The 17,232-nt window shown below is 70.7% G+C and carries 14 protein-coding genes; 8 read left to right on the top strand and 6 right to left on the bottom strand.

The annotated features are described in order from the left end of the window. Window positions 1–97: 97 nt before the first annotated feature. The 6 genes from mtrA (at window position 98) to MF672_RS46305 (ending at window position 7,534) form a co-directional block, all read left to right on the top strand. Complete coding sequence (gene mtrA / locus MF672_RS46330) at window positions 98–775, top strand: MtrAB system response regulator MtrA (RefSeq protein WP_026213951.1); 678 nt, start codon at window positions 98–100, stop codon at window positions 773–775. 21 nt (window positions 776–796) lie between these two features. Continuing rightward, window positions 797–2,542 (top strand): MtrAB system histidine kinase MtrB, encoded by a 1,746-nt coding sequence (gene mtrB / locus MF672_RS46325; RefSeq protein WP_242374937.1) that lies wholly within the window; start codon window positions 797–799, stop codon window positions 2,540–2,542. Continuing rightward, complete coding sequence (locus MF672_RS46320) at window positions 2,529–4,265, top strand: LpqB family beta-propeller domain-containing protein (RefSeq protein WP_242374938.1); 1,737 nt, start codon at window positions 2,529–2,531, stop codon at window positions 4,263–4,265. Before mtrB ends, MF672_RS46320 begins: the two co-directional genes overlap by 14 nt. A gap of 389 nt (window positions 4,266–4,654) precedes the next feature. Next, a complete protein-coding gene (locus MF672_RS51680; RefSeq protein WP_302893405.1) occupies window positions 4,655–5,356 on the top strand; it encodes a ComF family protein in 702 nt (233 codons plus the stop codon). A gap of 628 nt (window positions 5,357–5,984) precedes the next feature. Then, window positions 5,985–6,665, top strand: a complete 681-nt coding sequence (gene hpf, locus MF672_RS46310) for a ribosome hibernation-promoting factor, HPF/YfiA family (RefSeq protein WP_242374939.1) — start codon at window positions 5,985–5,987, stop codon at window positions 6,663–6,665. Window positions 6,666–6,835: 170 nt separating this feature from the next. Beyond that, window positions 6,836–7,534, top strand: a complete 699-nt coding sequence (locus tag MF672_RS46305) for a response regulator (RefSeq protein WP_242374940.1) — start codon at window positions 6,836–6,838, stop codon at window positions 7,532–7,534. A 120-nt stretch (window positions 7,535–7,654) separates the two neighbouring features. Here MF672_RS46305 and MF672_RS46300 read toward each other — a convergent pair whose 3' ends face one another. Then, the gene (locus MF672_RS46300) at window positions 7,655–8,848 is read right to left on the bottom strand and encodes a winged helix-turn-helix domain-containing protein (protein ID WP_242374941.1); all 1,194 of its coding nucleotides are present in this window, start codon (window positions 8,846–8,848) and stop codon (window positions 7,655–7,657) included. Window positions 8,849–9,010: 162 nt separating this feature from the next. Here MF672_RS46300 and MF672_RS46295 point away from each other — a divergent pair, with 162 nt between their 5' ends. Then, the gene (locus MF672_RS46295; protein WP_242374942.1) at window positions 9,011–9,499 is read left to right on the top strand and encodes a GNAT family N-acetyltransferase; all 489 of its coding nucleotides are present in this window, start codon (window positions 9,011–9,013) and stop codon (window positions 9,497–9,499) included. Between the two features lie 165 nt (window positions 9,500–9,664). Here MF672_RS46295 and MF672_RS46290 read toward each other — a convergent pair whose 3' ends face one another. After that, window positions 9,665–9,925: an HGxxPAAW family protein gene (locus MF672_RS46290; RefSeq protein WP_242374943.1), complete on the bottom strand. Its 261-nt coding sequence runs from the start codon at window positions 9,923–9,925 to the stop codon at window positions 9,665–9,667. 224 nt (window positions 9,926–10,149) lie between these two features. On the opposite strand from MF672_RS46290, the gene secA reads away from it, so the two are divergent. After that, window positions 10,150–12,939: a preprotein translocase subunit SecA gene (gene secA / locus MF672_RS46285; protein ID WP_242374944.1), complete on the top strand. Its 2,790-nt coding sequence runs from the start codon at window positions 10,150–10,152 to the stop codon at window positions 12,937–12,939. Between the two features lie 124 nt (window positions 12,940–13,063). On the opposite strand, the gene MF672_RS46280 is transcribed toward secA, so the two are convergent. The 4 genes from MF672_RS46280 to MF672_RS46265 form a co-directional block, all read right to left on the bottom strand. Continuing rightward, the gene (locus MF672_RS46280) at window positions 13,064–13,453 is read right to left on the bottom strand and encodes an Rv3235 family protein (protein ID WP_242374945.1); all 390 of its coding nucleotides are present in this window, start codon (window positions 13,451–13,453) and stop codon (window positions 13,064–13,066) included. A 170-nt stretch (window positions 13,454–13,623) separates the two neighbouring features. Next, entirely contained in the window at window positions 13,624–14,982 is a 1,359-nt protein-coding gene (locus MF672_RS46275; protein WP_242374946.1) for a PTS transporter subunit EIIC, read from the bottom strand. A 74-nt stretch (window positions 14,983–15,056) separates the two neighbouring features. Then, window positions 15,057–16,373, bottom strand: a complete 1,317-nt coding sequence (locus MF672_RS46270) for a PTS transporter subunit EIIC (protein ID WP_242374947.1) — start codon at window positions 16,371–16,373, stop codon at window positions 15,057–15,059. A 78-nt stretch (window positions 16,374–16,451) separates the two neighbouring features. Next, window positions 16,452–17,192, bottom strand: coding sequence for a GntR family transcriptional regulator (locus MF672_RS46265; RefSeq protein ID WP_242374948.1), 741 nt, complete (start codon window positions 17,190–17,192; stop codon window positions 16,452–16,454). Window positions 17,193–17,232: the final 40 nt, after the last annotated feature.

Here is a 17,232-nt window from a genome sequence, read left to right as displayed (position 1 = left end):
CTTTTGCCCGGCTCAAGTCACACTCATGGGCCGACCAAGGGTAACCTTCAGCGATCGTGCGGGTATGTCCCACAATGCGTAGAACGAATGAGGGGCCATGAAAGGTCGCGTGCTGGTCGTCGACGACGACGCCGCTCTCGCCGAGATGCTGGGGATCGTGCTGCGGGGCGAGGGTTTCGAACCATCCTTCGTCTCCGACGGCGACAAGGCCCTCGACGCGTTCCGGGACACGCGCCCGGACCTGGTCCTGCTCGACCTGATGCTGCCGGGGGCGGACGGCATCGACGTGGCGCGCAGGATCAGGGCTGAGTCGGGGGTTCCGATCGTCATGCTCACGGCGAAGAGCGACACGATCGACGTCGTGCTCGGGCTGGAGTCCGGCGCCGACGACTACATCGTCAAGCCGTTCAAGCCGAAGGAGCTGGTCGCGCGGGTGCGGGCGCGTCTCCGCCGCACCGACGAGCCGACCCCGGAGATCCTCCAGATCGGCGACATCACCATCGACGTGGCCGGCCACTCCGTCAAGCGGAGCGAGGAGACCATCAACCTCACGCCGCTGGAGTTCGACCTGCTCGTCGCGCTGGCCCGCAAGCCGCGTCAGGTCTTCACCCGCGAGGTCCTGCTGGAGCAGGTCTGGGGCTACCGGCACGCGGCCGACACGCGGCTGGTCAACGTGCACGTCCAGCGGCTCCGGGCCAAGATCGAGAAGGACCCCGAGCACCCCGAGATCGTGGTCACGGTCCGCGGCGTGGGCTACAAAGCCGGCCCCGCCTGACCTGCCCGCCGTCCTCCCGCCATGCCCCCGACGACGAAGAAGCGCACGCGTCGGCGGACCTTCCGCCAGATACTCGGCGGCGTCCGCCGGCGGGTCCGCCGTGCGGCGGGCAGGGCGCGCCGGGCCTGGCGGCGCTCGCTCCAGCTCCAGGTGGTCACCAGCACGCTGGTGATCTCGGTCATCGTGGTGGTCGTGCTCGGGGTGTTCCTGTCCGACCAGATCAACCGGGCCGTCATCCAGAGCAGCCAGCAGTCGTCGGTCAGCGAGGCCAACGCCGACCGGCTGCAGATCGCCGACGCGCTGGCCCCGCCCGACGAGGACCAGGGCAAGGCCGTCGACGCCGGCAAGACCACGGCCAACCCCCTCGACGAGGTGATGGGCACCGTCACCGGCTCCGTCGACGGCGGCTCCAAGAAGCGCTACGACGTGCTCATCCTCAACGTGGCCAGCCCCGGCCAGTCGCGCGCCTCCGGCCGCATCGTGCCCGCCGACGTGCCGCTCCTGCTCAGGACCGGGCTGCAGCGCAGCGCCGAGAAGCTGGAGTACGACAAGCCCATCGCCTCCATCGCGCGGATCACGCTGGCCGGCCAGAGCCAGCCCCGGCTCATGTACGTCGTCGGCGGCATCGTCCACGAGCCGTTCACCGGCCAGAACTACGAGGTCTACCACTTCTTCCCGCTCGACGAGGAAGAGGCGCTGCTGTCCACCGTCCGGCTCGCCATCGTCGTGGTGGGCCTCGGCCTGGTGCTGCTGCTGGCCGCCATCGCGTACCTGGTGGCCCGGCAGGTCGTCACCCCCGTGCGGCTGGCCCGCCAGGCCGCCGAGCGCCTGGCCGCCGGCAAGCTCGACGAACGGCTCAAGGTGCGCGGCGAGGACGACCTCGCCCGCCTCGCCAACTCCTTCAACGAGATGGCCGCCAACCTGGCGCTCAAGATCCACCAGCTTGAGGAGCTGTCGCAGGTGCAGCGGCAGTTCGTCTCCGACGTCTCGCACGAGCTGCGCACCCCGCTGACCACCGTCCGCATGGCCGCCGACCTGCTCTACGACGCCCGCGAGGACTTCGACCCCATGGCCGCCCGCTCCGCCGAGCTCATGCAGGCCCAGCTCGAACGGTTCGAGTCGATGCTGGGCGACCTGCTGGAGATCAGCCGCTACGACGCCGGCGCCGCCACCCTCGACCTGGAGCCCGTGGACGTCACCAAGGTCGTGCTGCGCGCGATCGAGGACTCGGAGGCGCTGGCCGAGCGCCACGGCACCCGCTTCGAGCTGCGGCTGCCGCCCGAGCCGTGCATGGCCGAGATCGACAACCGCCGGGTCGAGCGCATCCTGCGCAACCTGCTGTTCAACGCCATCGAACACGGTGAGGGCAGGGAGATCGTGGTCACCGTAGGCGCCGACCGCGACGCCGTGGCGGTCGCCGTCCGCGACCACGGCATCGGGCTCAAGCAGGGGGAGGACACCCTGGTGTTCGACCGGTTCTGGCGGGCCGACCCGTCCAGGGCGCGCACCATCGGCGGCACCGGCCTCGGCCTGGCCATCTCCCGCGAGGACGCCACGCTGCACGGCGGCTGGCTCCAGGCGTGGGGGCAGCCGGGCGAGGGCTCCCAGTTCAGGCTCACGCTGCCGAGGACGGCCGGGGCCGACCTCAAGGGGTCGCCGCTGCCGCTGGTGCCGCCGGAGATCGAGATGCGGCGCACCTGGCGCGGGGCCATGACGCCCGTGCTGCTGCCCGCCTCAGGGGACGGGGCGCTCGATGACGAGGACTAGCCGCATCCGCGCGGCCGCCGCCGCGGCGGCCGCCGTCGTGCTGGCGGGCTCCGGCTGCTCGGTGATCCCGGTCAGCGGGCCGTACATGGTCAACGACTCCGGCAGCGGCGACCCGCTGAGCAAGCCGTTCCAGCGGATGATCGCCACCCGGCCGCAGCCCGGCTGGAGCGCCCCCGACGTCATCAAGGGCCTCCAGGCGGCCATGGCCGCCTACGCCGACGACCCGACGGTCCTGCCGCAGTACCTCACGCCCGAGGCGCTGAAGAGCTGGAGCCCGGCGGGCGCGGTGACGGTGCTCGACGACACCTGGAACTGGAACTTCGACCTCGGCGAGCAGGACGGCACCGAAGCCGTCCAGAAGGTGTCGGTCAAGGCCCCGCAGATCGCCAGGATCGAGGAGGACGACACCTACGTCCCCCAGGCCGGCGACTGGACCCGGACCATCGAGCTGGTCAAGGTCGAGGGCGCCGGCTACCGGGTGCGCAGCCTGCCGCCCGGGCTCGTCCTGACCAAGTCCGACGTCGACCGGGCCTACCGGCCCACCAAGCTCTACTACCTGGGCGGCGGCGGGCAGCACCGGCTGGTCGTCGACAGCGTGCGGCTGCGGCTCAAGCCGGCCAAGACGTACGCGCAGGTCATCCTCGAACGGCTGCTCAAGGCGCCGAGCGCCGCCCTGCAGGGCGCGGTGGGCACCGGCTTCCCCGCCGGCACCAGGATCGAGTCGGTGCGCTCCGGCGAGGACGAGCGGGTCGTCGTCAACCTGTCCGGGCCGATCGACACCCTCGACCTCAGCGGCGAGGACGCCCTCATGGCGCAGATCCGCTACAGCCTCAACAACAACGACGTGGCCAAGGGCCGCGTCATCGAGGTGCAGGTGGACGGCGAGCAGTACTCCGTCTCCCAGCCCAACTTCGACCAGGGCTGGCTGGACAACGGCGCCAACGCCGACTACTACGTCACCAAGGGCGCCGTCCACTACATGACCAACGAGGGCCCGGGAGGCGCCATCGCCGGGCCCGCCGGGCAGCCGCGCGAGGGCTACTCCAACTTCGCGCTGTCCAAGCAGGGCGACCTCGTCGCCGCGCAGACCTCCACCGGCATCTCCGTCACCCCCGCCACCCAGGAGGGGCAGTGGCAGGAGGTCATCCAGGGCGCCCCGCAGGACCTCACGGCGCCGTCCTGGCACCGCGACGGGTCGTTGTGGACGTTCGACCGCAAGAACGGCGTCGTGCTGCGCTACGACCCCGCCACCGGCCGCCCCGCCCAGCGCGTCGCGGCCCCCGGGCTCAAGGGCTGGGACGTCACCCGCCTCCGCATCGCCAGGGACGGCGTGCGCGTGGTCCTCACCACCGGCGAGAACCTCGTCCACGTCGGCGCCCTCACGCAGGCGGGCGGGCTCAAGCTCAGCAACGTCCGCGTCCTGACCGCCCGCGACACGGGCGGCGTCATCGAGGACCTGGCGTGGCGGGACGACGAGCACGTGCTCGTCCTGGTCAAGCGGCAGGCCGGGCAGATACTCAACGAGATCGACATCGGCGACGGGGACGTCACCGAGATCCCGCTGAAGAACCGGCTGACGCGGGTGGCCGCGCTCAACGAGCACGTGCTGGCGCAGGCGGAGTCGGACAAGGGGCAGTCGCAGATCCTGGAGCTGTCGCAGGACCAGTCCTGGACCACCAAGATCGAGTCCGACGCCGAGACGCCCCTCTTCCCCCTCGGCTGACCTTTCCGCAACCCGCCCACCACGCGACCTCCGCCGCTCGCGAGGCAGCCCAGCCCTTCAGCGCCCGCCTCCCATCGCCCCGGAGGCCGGCGCACCCTGCCTCGGCCCCTACCCGTCCGCCTTGTGGGGCCGGCTCGCCCGCCCCTCAGCACCCTGACCCCTCTGACCACACCCCAGCCCGCTTCCCCACACCCGCCCCGTTACGCCTTTTGCGCCCCAGGAGCCCAACCGGCCGCGCAACCCCTCACGCCCTACACCGCCCCCAGAGCTGAGCGTTTCGACCTCCCTATCGCCTGCGCCCTGATCACCCCCAACCCCAGCGGTCCCCGGACCCGGACCGGAGGCGCAGGGTCGCGGAACTGTCGGTGGCGGGCGGCATCCTGGGTCGCGTGCTGACCGCCGTGCTCGACCTGCTCCTGCCCCCCGTCTGCGCGGCGTGCGGCGCCAAGGGGGCACGCTGCTGCCCCGCCTGCCTGGCCGAGCTGAGCGCCCACCCGGCCCGGCGCCTCCCGCACCCCCGCCCGTCCGGCCTGCCCGACTGCTGGTCGGCCGGCCCGTACGAGGGCCCGGTGCGCCAGGCCGTCCTCGCCTACAAGGAACGCGGCGCGGTGACGTTGGCCACCGCCCTGGCGGAGGCCCTGGCGTTCACGGCAATCACCGCGTTCACCGCGCTCTCTGACACCCCCGGCGTCGCCCGCGCGCTGGCCGAGGGTTTCGCGGTCGTCCCGGTGCCGAGCGCCCGGGCGACGGTCGGCGCGAGGGGCCACGACCCGGTCGCCCGCCTGGCCGTCCTGGCGGCCCGCGCCCTGCGCGCGCTCGGCCTGCCCGCCCACCCCTGGCCGGCCGCCCTGACCCAGGCCCGCCCCGTGGCCGACCAGGCGGGCCTCAGTCGCGCGCAGCGAGCCGCCAACCTCGCGGGGTCACTACGGGTCAGCCTCTCCGCGAACGGCCCTCCAGCGCCTCATGTGCTCCTCGTGGACGACATCGTCACCACAGGCGCCACTCTCGCCGAAGCCGCGCGGGCCCTCCGAGCAGCCGGAACACGAGTCCCGGCGGCCGTCACTGTCGCCGCGACACGCCGAAGATCTTAAAAAGCATTACGGTGACAGTGAGTAAAACTCACGATCAATTCACCCCGTCACCAGGAGGTCACATGTCACTTCCTCCAACCCGGCGACCGCCCAGCTCAACGAGCGATCAGCGTTCCTCCATAAAGGTCACGGGCCGATTAAACAGGGCATCAAGCGGCCCCCGCGGACCCCGCCGATATCACGCACCGTGATCGTTTGGCCGATCCTCCGGCTGACATTCGCGCAGGATGCGGATAGCGTTCTGACATGGCACCCGTTCGGGTCCGTGGTTGCGCAGGGTCGGGGTCCCCGGCTCTGCTAGCCGATGCCAGCCGCAGGCAAAACGGCCCACGTAAGGCGACTCTTCGTCGACCGATCACGGTGCGGCTTAGGGGTAAGTCCTGCCTTCCCGAGAGGTCAGATGCCTCTCGCCAGAAGAGAAGGGCAGTAGTGGCAACAGAGCTGCGAGACCCTCAGCAGGCGAATGTGGGGTCGAAGACCAGGTCGGCCGGACGGGTGCCAACCGAGTTCCCGGTGACCGCGAGTCGGAAGAGGGTAACGGTGACAGAAGGGCAGACAGAAGACCCCGCCCGCACTGCACGTCGTCGGGCGCTCTTGCTCAGTCGTTAGACGGAAGGGGGGCTGTTGCATGGACATCATCGTCAAGGGCCGGCACACAGGAGTGAGTGACCGGTTCCGAGACCAGGTGGAGACCAAGCTGGCCAGGATCGAACGTCTGGACAACAAACTGATCCGAGTCGATGTGGAGGTGTCGAAGGAACGCAATCCGCGCCTCGCGGGACAGCGGGAGCGCGTCGAGCTGACCATTCACTCACGAGGGCCGGCCATCCGCGCCGAAGCCTCGGCCGACGACCGGTTCGCCGCCCTCGATCTAGCCCTCGACAAGCTGGAAGGCCGCCTCAGGAGGCTGGCCGACCGGCGCAAGGTTCACCACGGCAACCACTGCCCGCCCTCCGTGGCGGAGCTCACCTCGGCGCTCCCCGACATCGCCGACCTGGCGCCCAAGGAGCGCGCCGAGCCGCAGCCGGCCGCGCCCAGCGAGGACGAACTGCTCCAGCAGGCCGACAAGCACTACGACGACAAGACCTACGACGACATCGTCCCGATCGAGATGGACGGCGAGGGGCCGCTCATCGTCCGGGAGAAGTTCCACCGGGCCGAGCCCATGACCATCGACCAGGCACTGCTCGAGATGGAGCTGGTCGGCCACGACTTCTACCTGTTCCGGGACAAGGAGAGCGGCCAGCCGAGCGTCGTCTACAACAGACGCGGGTACAACTACGGCGTGTTGCGGCTCGTGGAGCCCTGATCGCGCGCTGAAAGATCTTCTCGACCACCCGAAGACCGCGGCACACGTGCCATCATGGCGGTTACGGCTCTGGCCCCCCGACGAGGAGGAGACGTGAGCGAGCTCAGTCAGGTTCAGTTGAGCGAGCGAAGCGAGGGATACGCAGTCGCGAGGCGGATCAAGGAGGCCTCGTGAGCGATTCCGGCGAGGCCCGCACGTCAGCGAGCGAGCCCATCCGCGTGCTCATCGTTGACGATCACGAGCTGATACGGCGGAGCCTGGCGTTGGCGCTGGCGGCTGAGCCTGACATCGAGGTGGTCGGTGAGGCGAGCGACGGGCAGGAGGCGGTCGAACTGGCCGATCGCCTCATGCCTGACGTCGCGCTCATGGATGTGCGCATGCCACGGCAGGACGGGATCGAGGCGACGAAGGGCATCAGGGCCTCGGTCCCCAGCACCCGCATCATCATGCTGACGGTGAGCGACGAGGAAGAAGACCTCTTCGAGGCCATCAAGGCAGGGGCGACCGGCTACCTGCTGAAGGACGTCCAGATCAACGACGTCCCCGCCGCAGTGCGCGGCGTGCACGAGGGCCAGTCGTTAATCAACCCGGCGATGGCCGCCAAGCTCATCAGCGAGTTCGCGAACATGAGCCGCAAGGAGGCCGAACGCCCGCCCCAGCTGCCCGTGCCCCGGCTGACGGACCGCGAGATGGAGGTCCTTCGGCTGGTGGCCAAGGGGTTGAACAACCGCGAGATCGCCAAGCAGCTTTTCATCTCCGAGAACACCGTGAAGAACCACGTGCGCAACATTCTCGACAAGCTGCAGCTGCACTCGCGCATGGAGGCCGTGGTGTACGCCGTGCGGGAGCGCATGCTGGAGATCACGTAGCCGTTCCGGTGCAGGGCTCGCCCCCCGCACCGCGACGGACACGTGATCCCCGCGATCCGGGCGTTCCGTGTGGCCGGCGCCATCCCGCGATCCGCCTGACCCGTGCCCGCGCGGGGGGTGTCACCTTGGGGTGTTGAGCAGCGGGATGAGCTCCGGAGGGTTGGCGCGTTCGACGCGTACCGAGTCGCAGCCCACCCACTCGGCGGCCGACCACAGCGCGTCGGCCAGGGCGTCCGCCCATTTGGCGGCGGAGAGGCCGGGCTCCAGGTGCACCTGCCGGGCGACCAGTGTCGTGCCCTCGCGGGCCGGGTCGACCCGGCCGATCAGCCGGCCGCCCGCCAGCACCGGCATCGTGAAGTAGCCGTGCACCCGCTTGTGCTTGGGGACGTACAGCTCCAGCGTGTAGGAGAAGCCGAAGACCCGCTCGGTGCGCCCCCGGTGCCAGATGAGGGAGTCGAACGGCGACACCAGCGTGGTGCGGTGCCGGCCACGCGGCTCCGACGCCAGCGCGGCGGGATCGGCCCAGGCGTTGGCCTGCCCCTTCCGGCCCGGCCAGCCCGCCACGGTGACCGGCGTCAGCCCGGCCGCCCCGCTGAGCAGGACCTCGTCGAGGATCGCCGCGTAACGGCCCTTGAGGCGGAGGAAGTCGATGAGGTCGGTCCTGTTGGCCACGCCGAGGGAGCGCCCGGCGATGCCGGCGAGCCGGGTCACGCACTCCTCGTCCGTGACGTCCTGGGCCAGCAGGTCGGCGGGGATCGCGCGTTCGGCGAGGTCGTAGACGCGGCGCCAGCCGACCCGGCGGGTGCAGACCAGCTCGCCGATGTCCAGCAGCCACTCCAGGCCGATCTTGGAGTCGGACCAGTCCCACCACGGGCCGCCGTTCTTCGCGCCGCCCACGTCGGTGGTCATCACCGGGCCCGAGTCGCGCACCTGGTCGAGCAGCTTGTCGACGTTGTCGGGGACCTGGTGCCACCGGAACTTGCGCTCACGGTACGCGCGGCGGCGGAAGGAGTAGAGCGGCCAGTGCTCGATCGGCAGGATGCAGGCCGCGTGACACCAGTACTCGAAGCTGCGGGCCGGGTCGTGCCAGTAGGCGCTCTCGACCTTGGACCTGCCCACCGCGCCCAGGCGGGCGTAGGCGACCAGCTCGTGCGAGCGGGCCAGGACCGAGATCGTGTCGAGCTGCACGGCGCCCACCCGGCGCAGCATGGCGTGCACCCCGCCCTTGCGCGCGTCGGCGCCGAGCAGGCCCTGGGCGCGCAGGATGAGGCGGCGCGCCTCTTCGGTGGTGAGGTCGATCGGGCTGCCGGTCATGTGCGCGGCGCTCCGGGGACGAGGGGACGGGCGTTCTCAGGGCGGTGCATGCGAGCAATTTAGCGTCGCCCACCGACAAAACGAGCCGTACCCGGGCTCACCCCCACTGACCGGCGCGGAATCCGGTTGCGGCGGCCACCCGGCTCACCCATGCTGGCGGCCATGCTGATCAGAGAGGCGACGCCGGAGGACTGGCCCGGCATGTGGGCGTTCATGGAGGGCATCGTGCGGGCCGGCGAGACGTTCTCGTGGGATCGCGACACCCCGGAGCCCCGGGCCAGGCGGATGTGGTTCCCGGAGCCGCCGGGCCGCACCTTCGTCGCGGTGGACGCGGACGGAACCGTCCTCGGCACCGCCAACAGCGTCCGCAACCACGGCGGCGGCGCCGGGCACATCTCCAGCGCGAGCTTCATGGTCGATCCGGCCCGCAGCGGTCAGGGCGTCGGCCGCGCGCTCGGGGAGCACGTCCTGGAGCAGGCGCGCGCGGACGGCTTCCGGGCGATGCAGTTCAACGCCGTCGTGGAGAGCAACGCGCGGGCGGTGGCGCTGTGGAGGTCGCTCGGCTTCGAGGTGATGGCCACGCTCCCGGAGGGCTTCCATCATCCGGTCCACGGGTACGTGGGGCTGCACATCATGTACCGGAGGCTTTGACACGTACGCCCGGCGACGGGGGGCGGGGTGATCCGCGGCGCGCCCGCACGGGGCCGGCCGGTTCGCGGGGCGGGGCGGGCGAGTGGGCATACAGAAAGGCGGGCCGCCGTATCAAGGGGCCCGCCTTCGGGAGATCGCGGTGTGGTCGGTCGCCGGCCGGCGGCCTCAGCGGTGGTCCTCGGCCCGCATGCCCACGCGCGGCGCGTCGATCACCACGTCGGTGAAGATGTCGAAGACGAGGGCGAGGATGCCGCCCACCACGAACACCCCCGCGCCGATCCAGACGAGCGTCCAGCTGGCGATCGTCAGACCGAAGCCGGCGACGATGAATCCGGCCAGCATGACCGTCACCGCCAGCCACGATGACGCCCGTCCGCCGTGGCTGCCCAGATTCTCCGTCTGCTCCGACTTCTGCCCCTCAACCATGGTTAATCCTTCCTTTTGCCGGTTAAACCGCTATACGTGCGGGCCGGCGGTCAACCGGCAAGCCTACGCCTTGCCCTCATTCTCCCAGACCAGTCCTGCGCCCTCGTCGGCACGGTGGCTGTGTCTGGTTGCAGAAGCGCCTACGATGGCAGTCGGGGAAGTTTGTCTCGGCCTCTCCTCCTGGCGGCGCCGCCGGGGTAGACCTGCGAGGAGCTTTACATAAAGTGGCAGCCATTCTCGACAAGATCCTGCGTGCCGGCGAAGGCAAGACCCTGCGCAAGCTCAAGCGGATCGCAGACCAGGTCAACTCCATCGAGGACGACTTCACGAGCCTGTCCGACGCGGAGTTGCGCGCGCTGACGGACGAGTTCAAGCAGCGCTACGCGGACGGCGAAACTCTCGACGATCTGCTTCCCGAGGCGTTCGCGACCGTGCGCGAGGCGGCCCGCCGCGTGCTCGGCCAGCGGCCCTACGACGTGCAGATCATGGGTGGAGCCAACCTCCACATGGGCAACATCTCCGAGATGAAGACAGGTGAGGGCAAGACCCTCACCTGTACGCTGCCCTCCTATCTCAACGCGCTGGCGGGCAAGGGCGTGCACGTCGTCACCGTCAACGACTACCTCGCCAAGCGCGACGCCGAGACGATGGGGCGCATCCACCGTTTCCTCGGCATGGAGGTCGGCTGCATCGTCTCCGGCCAGCAGCCCGACGAGCGCCGCAAGCAGTACGAGGCCGACATCACGTACGGCACGAACAACGAGTTCGGCTTCGACTACCTCCGCGACAACATGGCGTGGTCGCTGGAGGAGTGCGTGCAGCGCGGCCACTTCTTCGCGATCGTCGACGAGGTCGACTCGATCCTCATCGACGAGGCCAGGACGCCGCTGATCATCTCCGGCCCGGGCGAGCAGTCCGGGAAGTGGTACCAGGAGTTCGCCAAGATCGTCCCGCGGCTGCGCAGGGGCGTCGAGGCGAAGAACCCCGGCGAGGAGAGCACCGGCGACTACATCGTCGACGAGAAGAAGCGCACGGTCGGCATCCTGGAGGCGGGCGTCGAGAAGGTCGAGGACTGGCTCGGCATCGACAACCTCTACAAGCCCGAGCACACCCACCTCGTCGGCTTCCTGAACAACGCGCTGAAGGCCAAGGAGCTGTTCAAGCGCGACAAGGACTACATCGTCTCCGACGGCGAGGTCCTCATCGTCGACGAGTTCACCGGCCGCATCCTGCACGGCCGCCGCTACAACGAGGGCATGCACCAGGCCATCGAGGCCAAAGAGGGCGTCAAGATCAAGGACGAGAACCAGACGCTCGCCACGGTCACCCTCCAGAACTACTTCCGCCTCTACGACAAGCTGGCCGGCATGACCGGTACGGCCGCCACCGAGGCCAACGAGTTCCACCAGACGTACAAGCTCGGCGTGGTCCCCATCCCGACCAACCGGCCGATGATCCGCAAGGACCAGGCCGACGTGGTCTACAAGACCGAGGACGCCAAGTTCAACGCGGTCGTCGAGGACATCAAGGAGCGCTACGAGCGCGGCCAGCCGGTCCTGGTCGGCACCACCTCGGTGGAGAAGTCCGAGCGGCTGTCGAAGGCGCTCAAGCGGCGCGGCGTGCCGCACGAGGTGCTCAACGCGAAGAACCACGCGCGTGAGGCGTCCATCATCGCCGAGGCGGGCCGCAAGGGCGCCGTCACCGTCGCCACCAACATGGCCGGCCGCGGCACCGACATCATGCTCGGCGGCAACTCCGAGTTCCGCGCCGACCTGGAGCTGCGCCAGCGCGGCCTCGACCCGGTCGAGACGCCGGAGGAGTACGAGAAGGCCTACCCCGAGGCGCTGGAGAAGGCGCGCGCCGCGGTCAAGGCCGAGCACGACGAGGTCACCGAGCTCGGCGGCCTCTACGTCCTCGGCACCGAGCGGCACGAGTCGCGCCGCATCGACAACCAGCTCCGCGGCCGTTCCGGCCGGCAGGGCGACCCCGGCGAGTCGCGCTTCTACCTCTCGCTCGGCGACGACCTGATGCGGCTGTTCAACTCGGCGCGGGTCGAGGTCATCATGACCCGGCTCAACATCCCCGACGACCAGCCGATCGAGTCCGGCATCGTCTCCAAGGCCATCGCCTCCGCCCAGCACCAGGTCGAGCAGCAGAACTTCGAGATCCGCAAGGAAGTTCTGAAGTACGACGAGGTCATGAACCGCCAGCGCAAGGTGATCTACTCCGAGCGCCGGCGCGTGCTGGAGGGCGCCGACCTGCACGACCAGGTGCAGGGCTTCATCGGCGAGGTCATCGACGGCTACGTCCAGGGCGCCACGGCCGAGGGCTTCGCCGAGGAGTGGGACCTCGACAAGCTGTGGAAGGCGTTCGGCGAGCTGTTCCCGATCTCGATCAACGTCGCCGACGTCGTCGAGGAGGCGGGCGGCCGCGAGGAGCTGACCGCCGAGCTGATCAGCGAGAAGGTCAAGGCCAACGCGCTGGAGGCGTACGCCAGGCGCGAGGAGGAGATCGGCCCGGAGACCATGCGCGATCTGGAGCGCCGGGTCATCCTGTCCGTCCTCGACCGCAAGTGGCGCGAGCACCTCTACGAGATGGACTACCTGCGCGAGGGCATCGGCATGCGGGCCTACGCGCAGAAGGACCCGCAGATCGAGTACCAGCGCGAGGGGTACGAGATGTTCGCCGCGATGCTCGAGGGCATCAAGGAGGACTCCGTGGGCTTCCTGTTCAACCTCGAGGTCGAGGTGCAGGAGAACCCGATCGTGGAGGAAGAGGACGCGGTCATCGCCGAGACCCGCTCGATCATCGCGCGCGGGCTGCGCGGGCCGGAGCGGCCGGCCGAGCTGGAGTACTCCGCGCCCGGCGAGCAGGGCGAGGTCGAGCACACGCGGGTGAGCACGACGTCGGCCGAGCGGGCCGCGTACGGGAACGTGGAGCGCAACGCGCCGTGCCCGTGCGGGTCCGGCAAGAAGTACAAGCGGTGCCACGGAGACCCGAAGCACGCGGCCTGACCTGCCGGCTGGCTGACCGATCGCGGTCCGGAGGGACCCTCGCCCCAGGTTGGGGCGGGGGTCCCTCCGGCGTTCACGGAAGGATCACCCGGAGGGGTTCCGGAGAGGGCGGCGTGGGCGGCCGTCAGGCGGCTTCCACGTCGGTGCAGAGCCAGTGCAGGCCGCGGCGTTCGAGCCGGACGGCGAGCACCCGGTCGCGTTCACCGCAGTGCACGGTCACGCACATCTCGATCACCCCGTCCCGCGGCTCGGTGACGTGCACGCGGCGGGCGAACGGGGCGCGGCCGGACCGGAACAGCGCGCCCGTCGTGAGCAGGTGGCGGTAGGCCCGGCTGGTGAGCCGGTCCGCCAGGGTCTCGGGGGCGCGGTGCCCGGCCAGCACCTCGGCGAGGGCCTGGCCGAGGTGGCGCAGCCGGCGCTCGTCGGGTGTCGCGCCCGGCGGCCCCCAGATCATGGGCTGGGGGTCGAGGGCCAGAGCGCCGTCGGTGCGCGGGAAGTGGGGGGCTGCCGACACGGGGTACTCCTCTTCGCTCGGGAAATTGCCTTGAAGAGTTTTCGGCCCTCCTCGGCGTGTACGCGACCCGCCAACTTTCCCGGCACCTGCCGGGATCGTCCCGGAATGCCGGGGCCAGGTCGCGCCAACCCCGGCGGGACGAGCGCGTCCGGGCCCATGACGGACGGGGCTTAGGAGTCGGCCGTAACCTCGCGGCCCGGGGTGGGCAGGTTCAGGGCGCGGATGAGCAGGGCGAACAGGGCGTAGTAGACGGCGAAGTAGACCACGCCGAGGCCGAGGATCAGCCCGAGGCCGTGGGTGTTCGCCTTGCCGGCGTTCAGCAGGAGGTCGATCGCGCCGCCGGAGAACGTGAAACCCAGCCGGGCCCCCAGCTCGGCCATGAGCGCCATCGACAGGCCGGTCAGCAGCGCGTGGACGACGAAGAGCACGGGCGCCACGAAGATGAACGCGAACTCCAGAGGCTCGGTGATCCCGGTGACGAAGGCGGTCAGCCCGGCCGAGAGCAGGATGCCGCCGACCGCCGGGCGGCGTTCCGGCGGGGCCGCGCGCCACATGGCGATGGCCGCCCCGAGCAGCCCGAACATCATGACGGGGAAGAAACCGGTCATGAAGACGCCGGCGCCCTGCTCGCCCGCGAAGTAGCAGTTGAGGTCGCCGGTGGCGTCGCGGGTCGCGCCGCGCACGCCGGCGTGGCAGTCGGGCAGGGTGAACCAGACGATCGTGTTGAGGAAGTGGTGCAGGCCCACGGGGATGAGCAGGCGGTTGGCGACGCCGTAGACGCCGGCGCCGGCCGCGCCGTGGGCCGACAACCAGTCGCCCGCCCCGGCCAGCCAGTCGCCCACGGGACGCCACAGCAGGCCGAAGACCACGCCCAGCAGCAGCGCGGCGACCGCCGTGACGATGGGCACCGAGCGGCGCCCGCCGAAGAAGGCCAGCCAGGCCGGCAGCTTGACCCGGTAGAAGCGCTGCCAGAGCAGGGCGGCGGTGAGGCCGATGACGATGCCGCCGAGGACGCCGGTGGGGTTCTGCGCGCCGGTGTTCAGCGTGCGGGTGCCGTCCTGGAGGACCAGCAGGACCTTCTCGTGGACCGCGCCCTCGCCCGCCTCGAAGAACAGGGTCTTGGTGACGCGGTCGAAGACCAGGTAGCCGACCAGGGCGGCCAGGGCGGTCGAGCCGTCGGCCTTGCGGGCGAAGCCGATGGCCACGCCGATGGCGAACAGCACGGGCAGGTTCTCGAAGAGGGCGCCTCCGGCGGCGGCCAGCACCCGGGCGAGCGGCGCCAGGGCGGGGACCGCGCCGAGCAGGTCGTCCTGGCCGAAGCGGAAGAGCAGGCCGGCGGCGGGGAGGACGGCGATGGGCATCATGAGCGAGCGGCCGATGCGCTGCAGCACGGCGAAGGCGGCGCGCCACGCCCCGGCCCAGCGCCGTGCCCCCGCCCAGCGCCGTGCCCCCGCCCGGCGCCACGCCCCGGCCCGGCCGCCCGGCCCGGAGTCGCCGCCGGATGGTGAGGGGGTGTCGGCGCCGCTCATCGTGTGCCCCCGCTCGACGGTCCGTTCGCGGGGGATCGGTGGGTTCCTACCACTCAGGCATGGGGGGAAAACGGTCAGGTCTCGCCGGCGTCGAGGTCCGGCTCGGGTTCCCGGCCGGGGGTCATGATGTCGAGCCGCCGGATCAGGAACGTGAACACCGCGTAGTAGACGACGCCGTAGACCGCGCCCAGCAGCAGGATGCCGGGCAGGTTCTGGGTGTTGGACTTGCTGGCGTTCAGCAGCAGGTCGAGCAGGCCGGCGGAGAAGCCGAAGCCGAGCTGCCCGCCGATGAGCGTGGTCAGCGCCATGGCGAGGCCCGTCAGCAGCGCGTGCACCACCAGCAGCAACGGGGCCACGAAGATGAAGGCGAACTCGATCGGCTCGGTGATGCCGGTGACGAACGACGCCAGCCCCGCCGACAGCATGATGCCGCCCACCGCGGCCCGCCGGTGCTTGGGGGCCGCCCGCCACATGGCCAGGGCGGCGGCCGGCAGCGCGAACATCATGACCGGGAAGAAGCCCGCCATGAACTGCCCGGAGTGCGCGGCGCCGCCGAAGTAGCAGTTCCAGTCGCCGCCGAGCACCCGGCCGCCGACGTCGCACTGCGGGACGACGTACCAGACGACCGAGTTGACGAAGTGGTGCAGGCCGAAGGGGATGAGCAGGCGGTTGATCACGCCGTAGACGCCGGTGCCGACGGGGCCGAGGGCGGTCAGGGCCTCGCCGGCGTGCCGGATCCACTCGCCGATGACCGGCCACAGCCAGCCGAAGACCACGCCGATGAGCAGCGCCACGATCGAGGTGATGATCGGGACGAACCGCCGCCCGCCGAAGAACGCCAGCCAGGACGGCAGCTTGATGCGGTGGAAACGCTGCCAGAGCAGGGCGGCGATCAGGCCCATCACGATGCCGCCGAGCACCTTGGTGGGGTTCTGCATGCCGTAGTTGATGATCTCCCGGATGCCGCCCTGCTCCTGGACCTCCTTGAGCGAGACGGTGTCGCGGATGTCGGAGCCGAAGAACATGACCTTGGTGACCCGGTCGAAGACCAGGTAGCCGACCACGGCGGCGAGCGCGGTGGAGCCGTCGGCCTTGCGGGCGAAGCCGATCGCCACGCCCACGGCGAACAGCAGGGGCAGGTTCTCGAACAGCGCGCCGCCGGCGGCGGCCAGCACCGCGGCGACCTCGTTCATCCAGGCCAGGCCCGCGACGTCGGCCAGGCCGCCGGGGGCGGGGCCGTTCGAGCCGAGCATGTCGGGCTGGCCGAACCGCAGCAGCAGGGCGGCGGCCGGCAGGGCGGCGATGGGCAGCATCAGCGAGCGCCCCAGCCGCTGCAGCACGGTCATGACGCGCGCGAACGGCGAGGGCCGGGCGGCGGCGGTCTCGTTCACCGGCGTTCCTCCGGGCGGGGGTGGGAGCACCGGGGCCGGGGCGCGGCGCCCTGGCCTCGGTCGTGGAGCGGCGGGTGCTCAGCCCCGTCGCCCGGGCATCTCCAGGAGCGTGCGGAGCTGGTAGCGGTCGGCGCGGTAGGTGGAGACGCCCAGCTCCGCGCAGACGCCCCCGGAGAACGAGCGGCGCTGGAGCAGCAGCACCGCCCCGCCGCGCGGCAGCTTCAGCAGGTCGGCGTCGCTCGGGTCGGCGATGCCGCCGTCGATCGTCAGCTCGCCGGCGTCCATGACGAGGCCGTAGCGGCTCTCCAGCAGCTCGTACAGGGATCTGTCCGACAGGTCGTGGTCGGCGAGGTCGGGGGCGAGCTTGACCGGGATGTGCGCGCGCTCGATGGACAGCGGCTCCCCGTCGGCGGTGCGCAGGCGCTCGATGAAGTGCACCTCCTCGCCCGGCTGGATGCCCAGCTCCTTGGCCAGGTGGGCGCTGGCGCGCACGACCCGCCGGTCGAGGTCGCGCGAGCCCGGCACCATGCCCCGGGCCCGCATGTCGTCGGTGAACGAGGTGAGCTGGAGCGCCAGCTCGATCTTCGGCCGGGCCACGAACGTGCCCTTGCCCGGCACGCGGTGCAGCCGCCCCTCGGAGACGAGGTGGTCGACGGCCTGCCGGACGGTCATCCTGGACAGGCCGAAGCGCTGGCACAGCTCCCGCTCGGACGGGATGGCCGCGCCGATGCTGAGCTCGTCGCTGTCGATGAGGTCCAGCAGGATCTCGCGGAGCTGGAAGTACTTGGGCACCGGGCTGTCCGGGTCGATGTGGGCCACGGGATCCTCCCCTCGTTCGAGGACGGTCGATGAGTTATGG

It is taken from the genome of Actinomadura luzonensis (genome assembly GCF_022664455.2).
GTDB lineage: Bacteria > Actinomycetota > Actinomycetes > Streptosporangiales > Streptosporangiaceae > Nonomuraea > Nonomuraea luzonensis.
Note: the sequence above shows the minus strand (reverse complement) of the source record. Positions and strands in the feature narration are given on the sequence as shown.

Coding starts and splice junctions, on each gene's coding strand:
- mtrA (WP_026213951.1), top strand. CDS start 98: ATGAAAGGTCGCGTGCTGGTCGTCGACGACGACGCCGCTCTCGCCGAG.
- mtrB (WP_242374937.1), top strand. CDS start 797: ATGCCCCCGACGACGAAGAAGCGCACGCGTCGGCGGACCTTCCGCCAG.
- MF672_RS46320 (WP_242374938.1), top strand. CDS start 2,529: ATGACGAGGACTAGCCGCATCCGCGCGGCCGCCGCCGCGGCGGCCGCC.
- hpf (WP_242374939.1), top strand. CDS start 5,985: ATGGACATCATCGTCAAGGGCCGGCACACAGGAGTGAGTGACCGGTTC.
- MF672_RS46300 (WP_242374941.1), bottom strand. CDS start 8,848: ATGACCGGCAGCCCGATCGACCTCACCACCGAAGAGGCGCGCCGCCTC.
- MF672_RS46295 (WP_242374942.1), top strand. CDS start 9,011: ATGCTGATCAGAGAGGCGACGCCGGAGGACTGGCCCGGCATGTGGGCG.
- MF672_RS46290 (WP_242374943.1), bottom strand. CDS start 9,925: ATGGTTGAGGGGCAGAAGTCGGAGCAGACGGAGAATCTGGGCAGCCAC.
- MF672_RS46275 (WP_242374946.1), bottom strand. CDS start 14,982: ATGAGCGGCGCCGACACCCCCTCACCATCCGGCGGCGACTCCGGGCCG.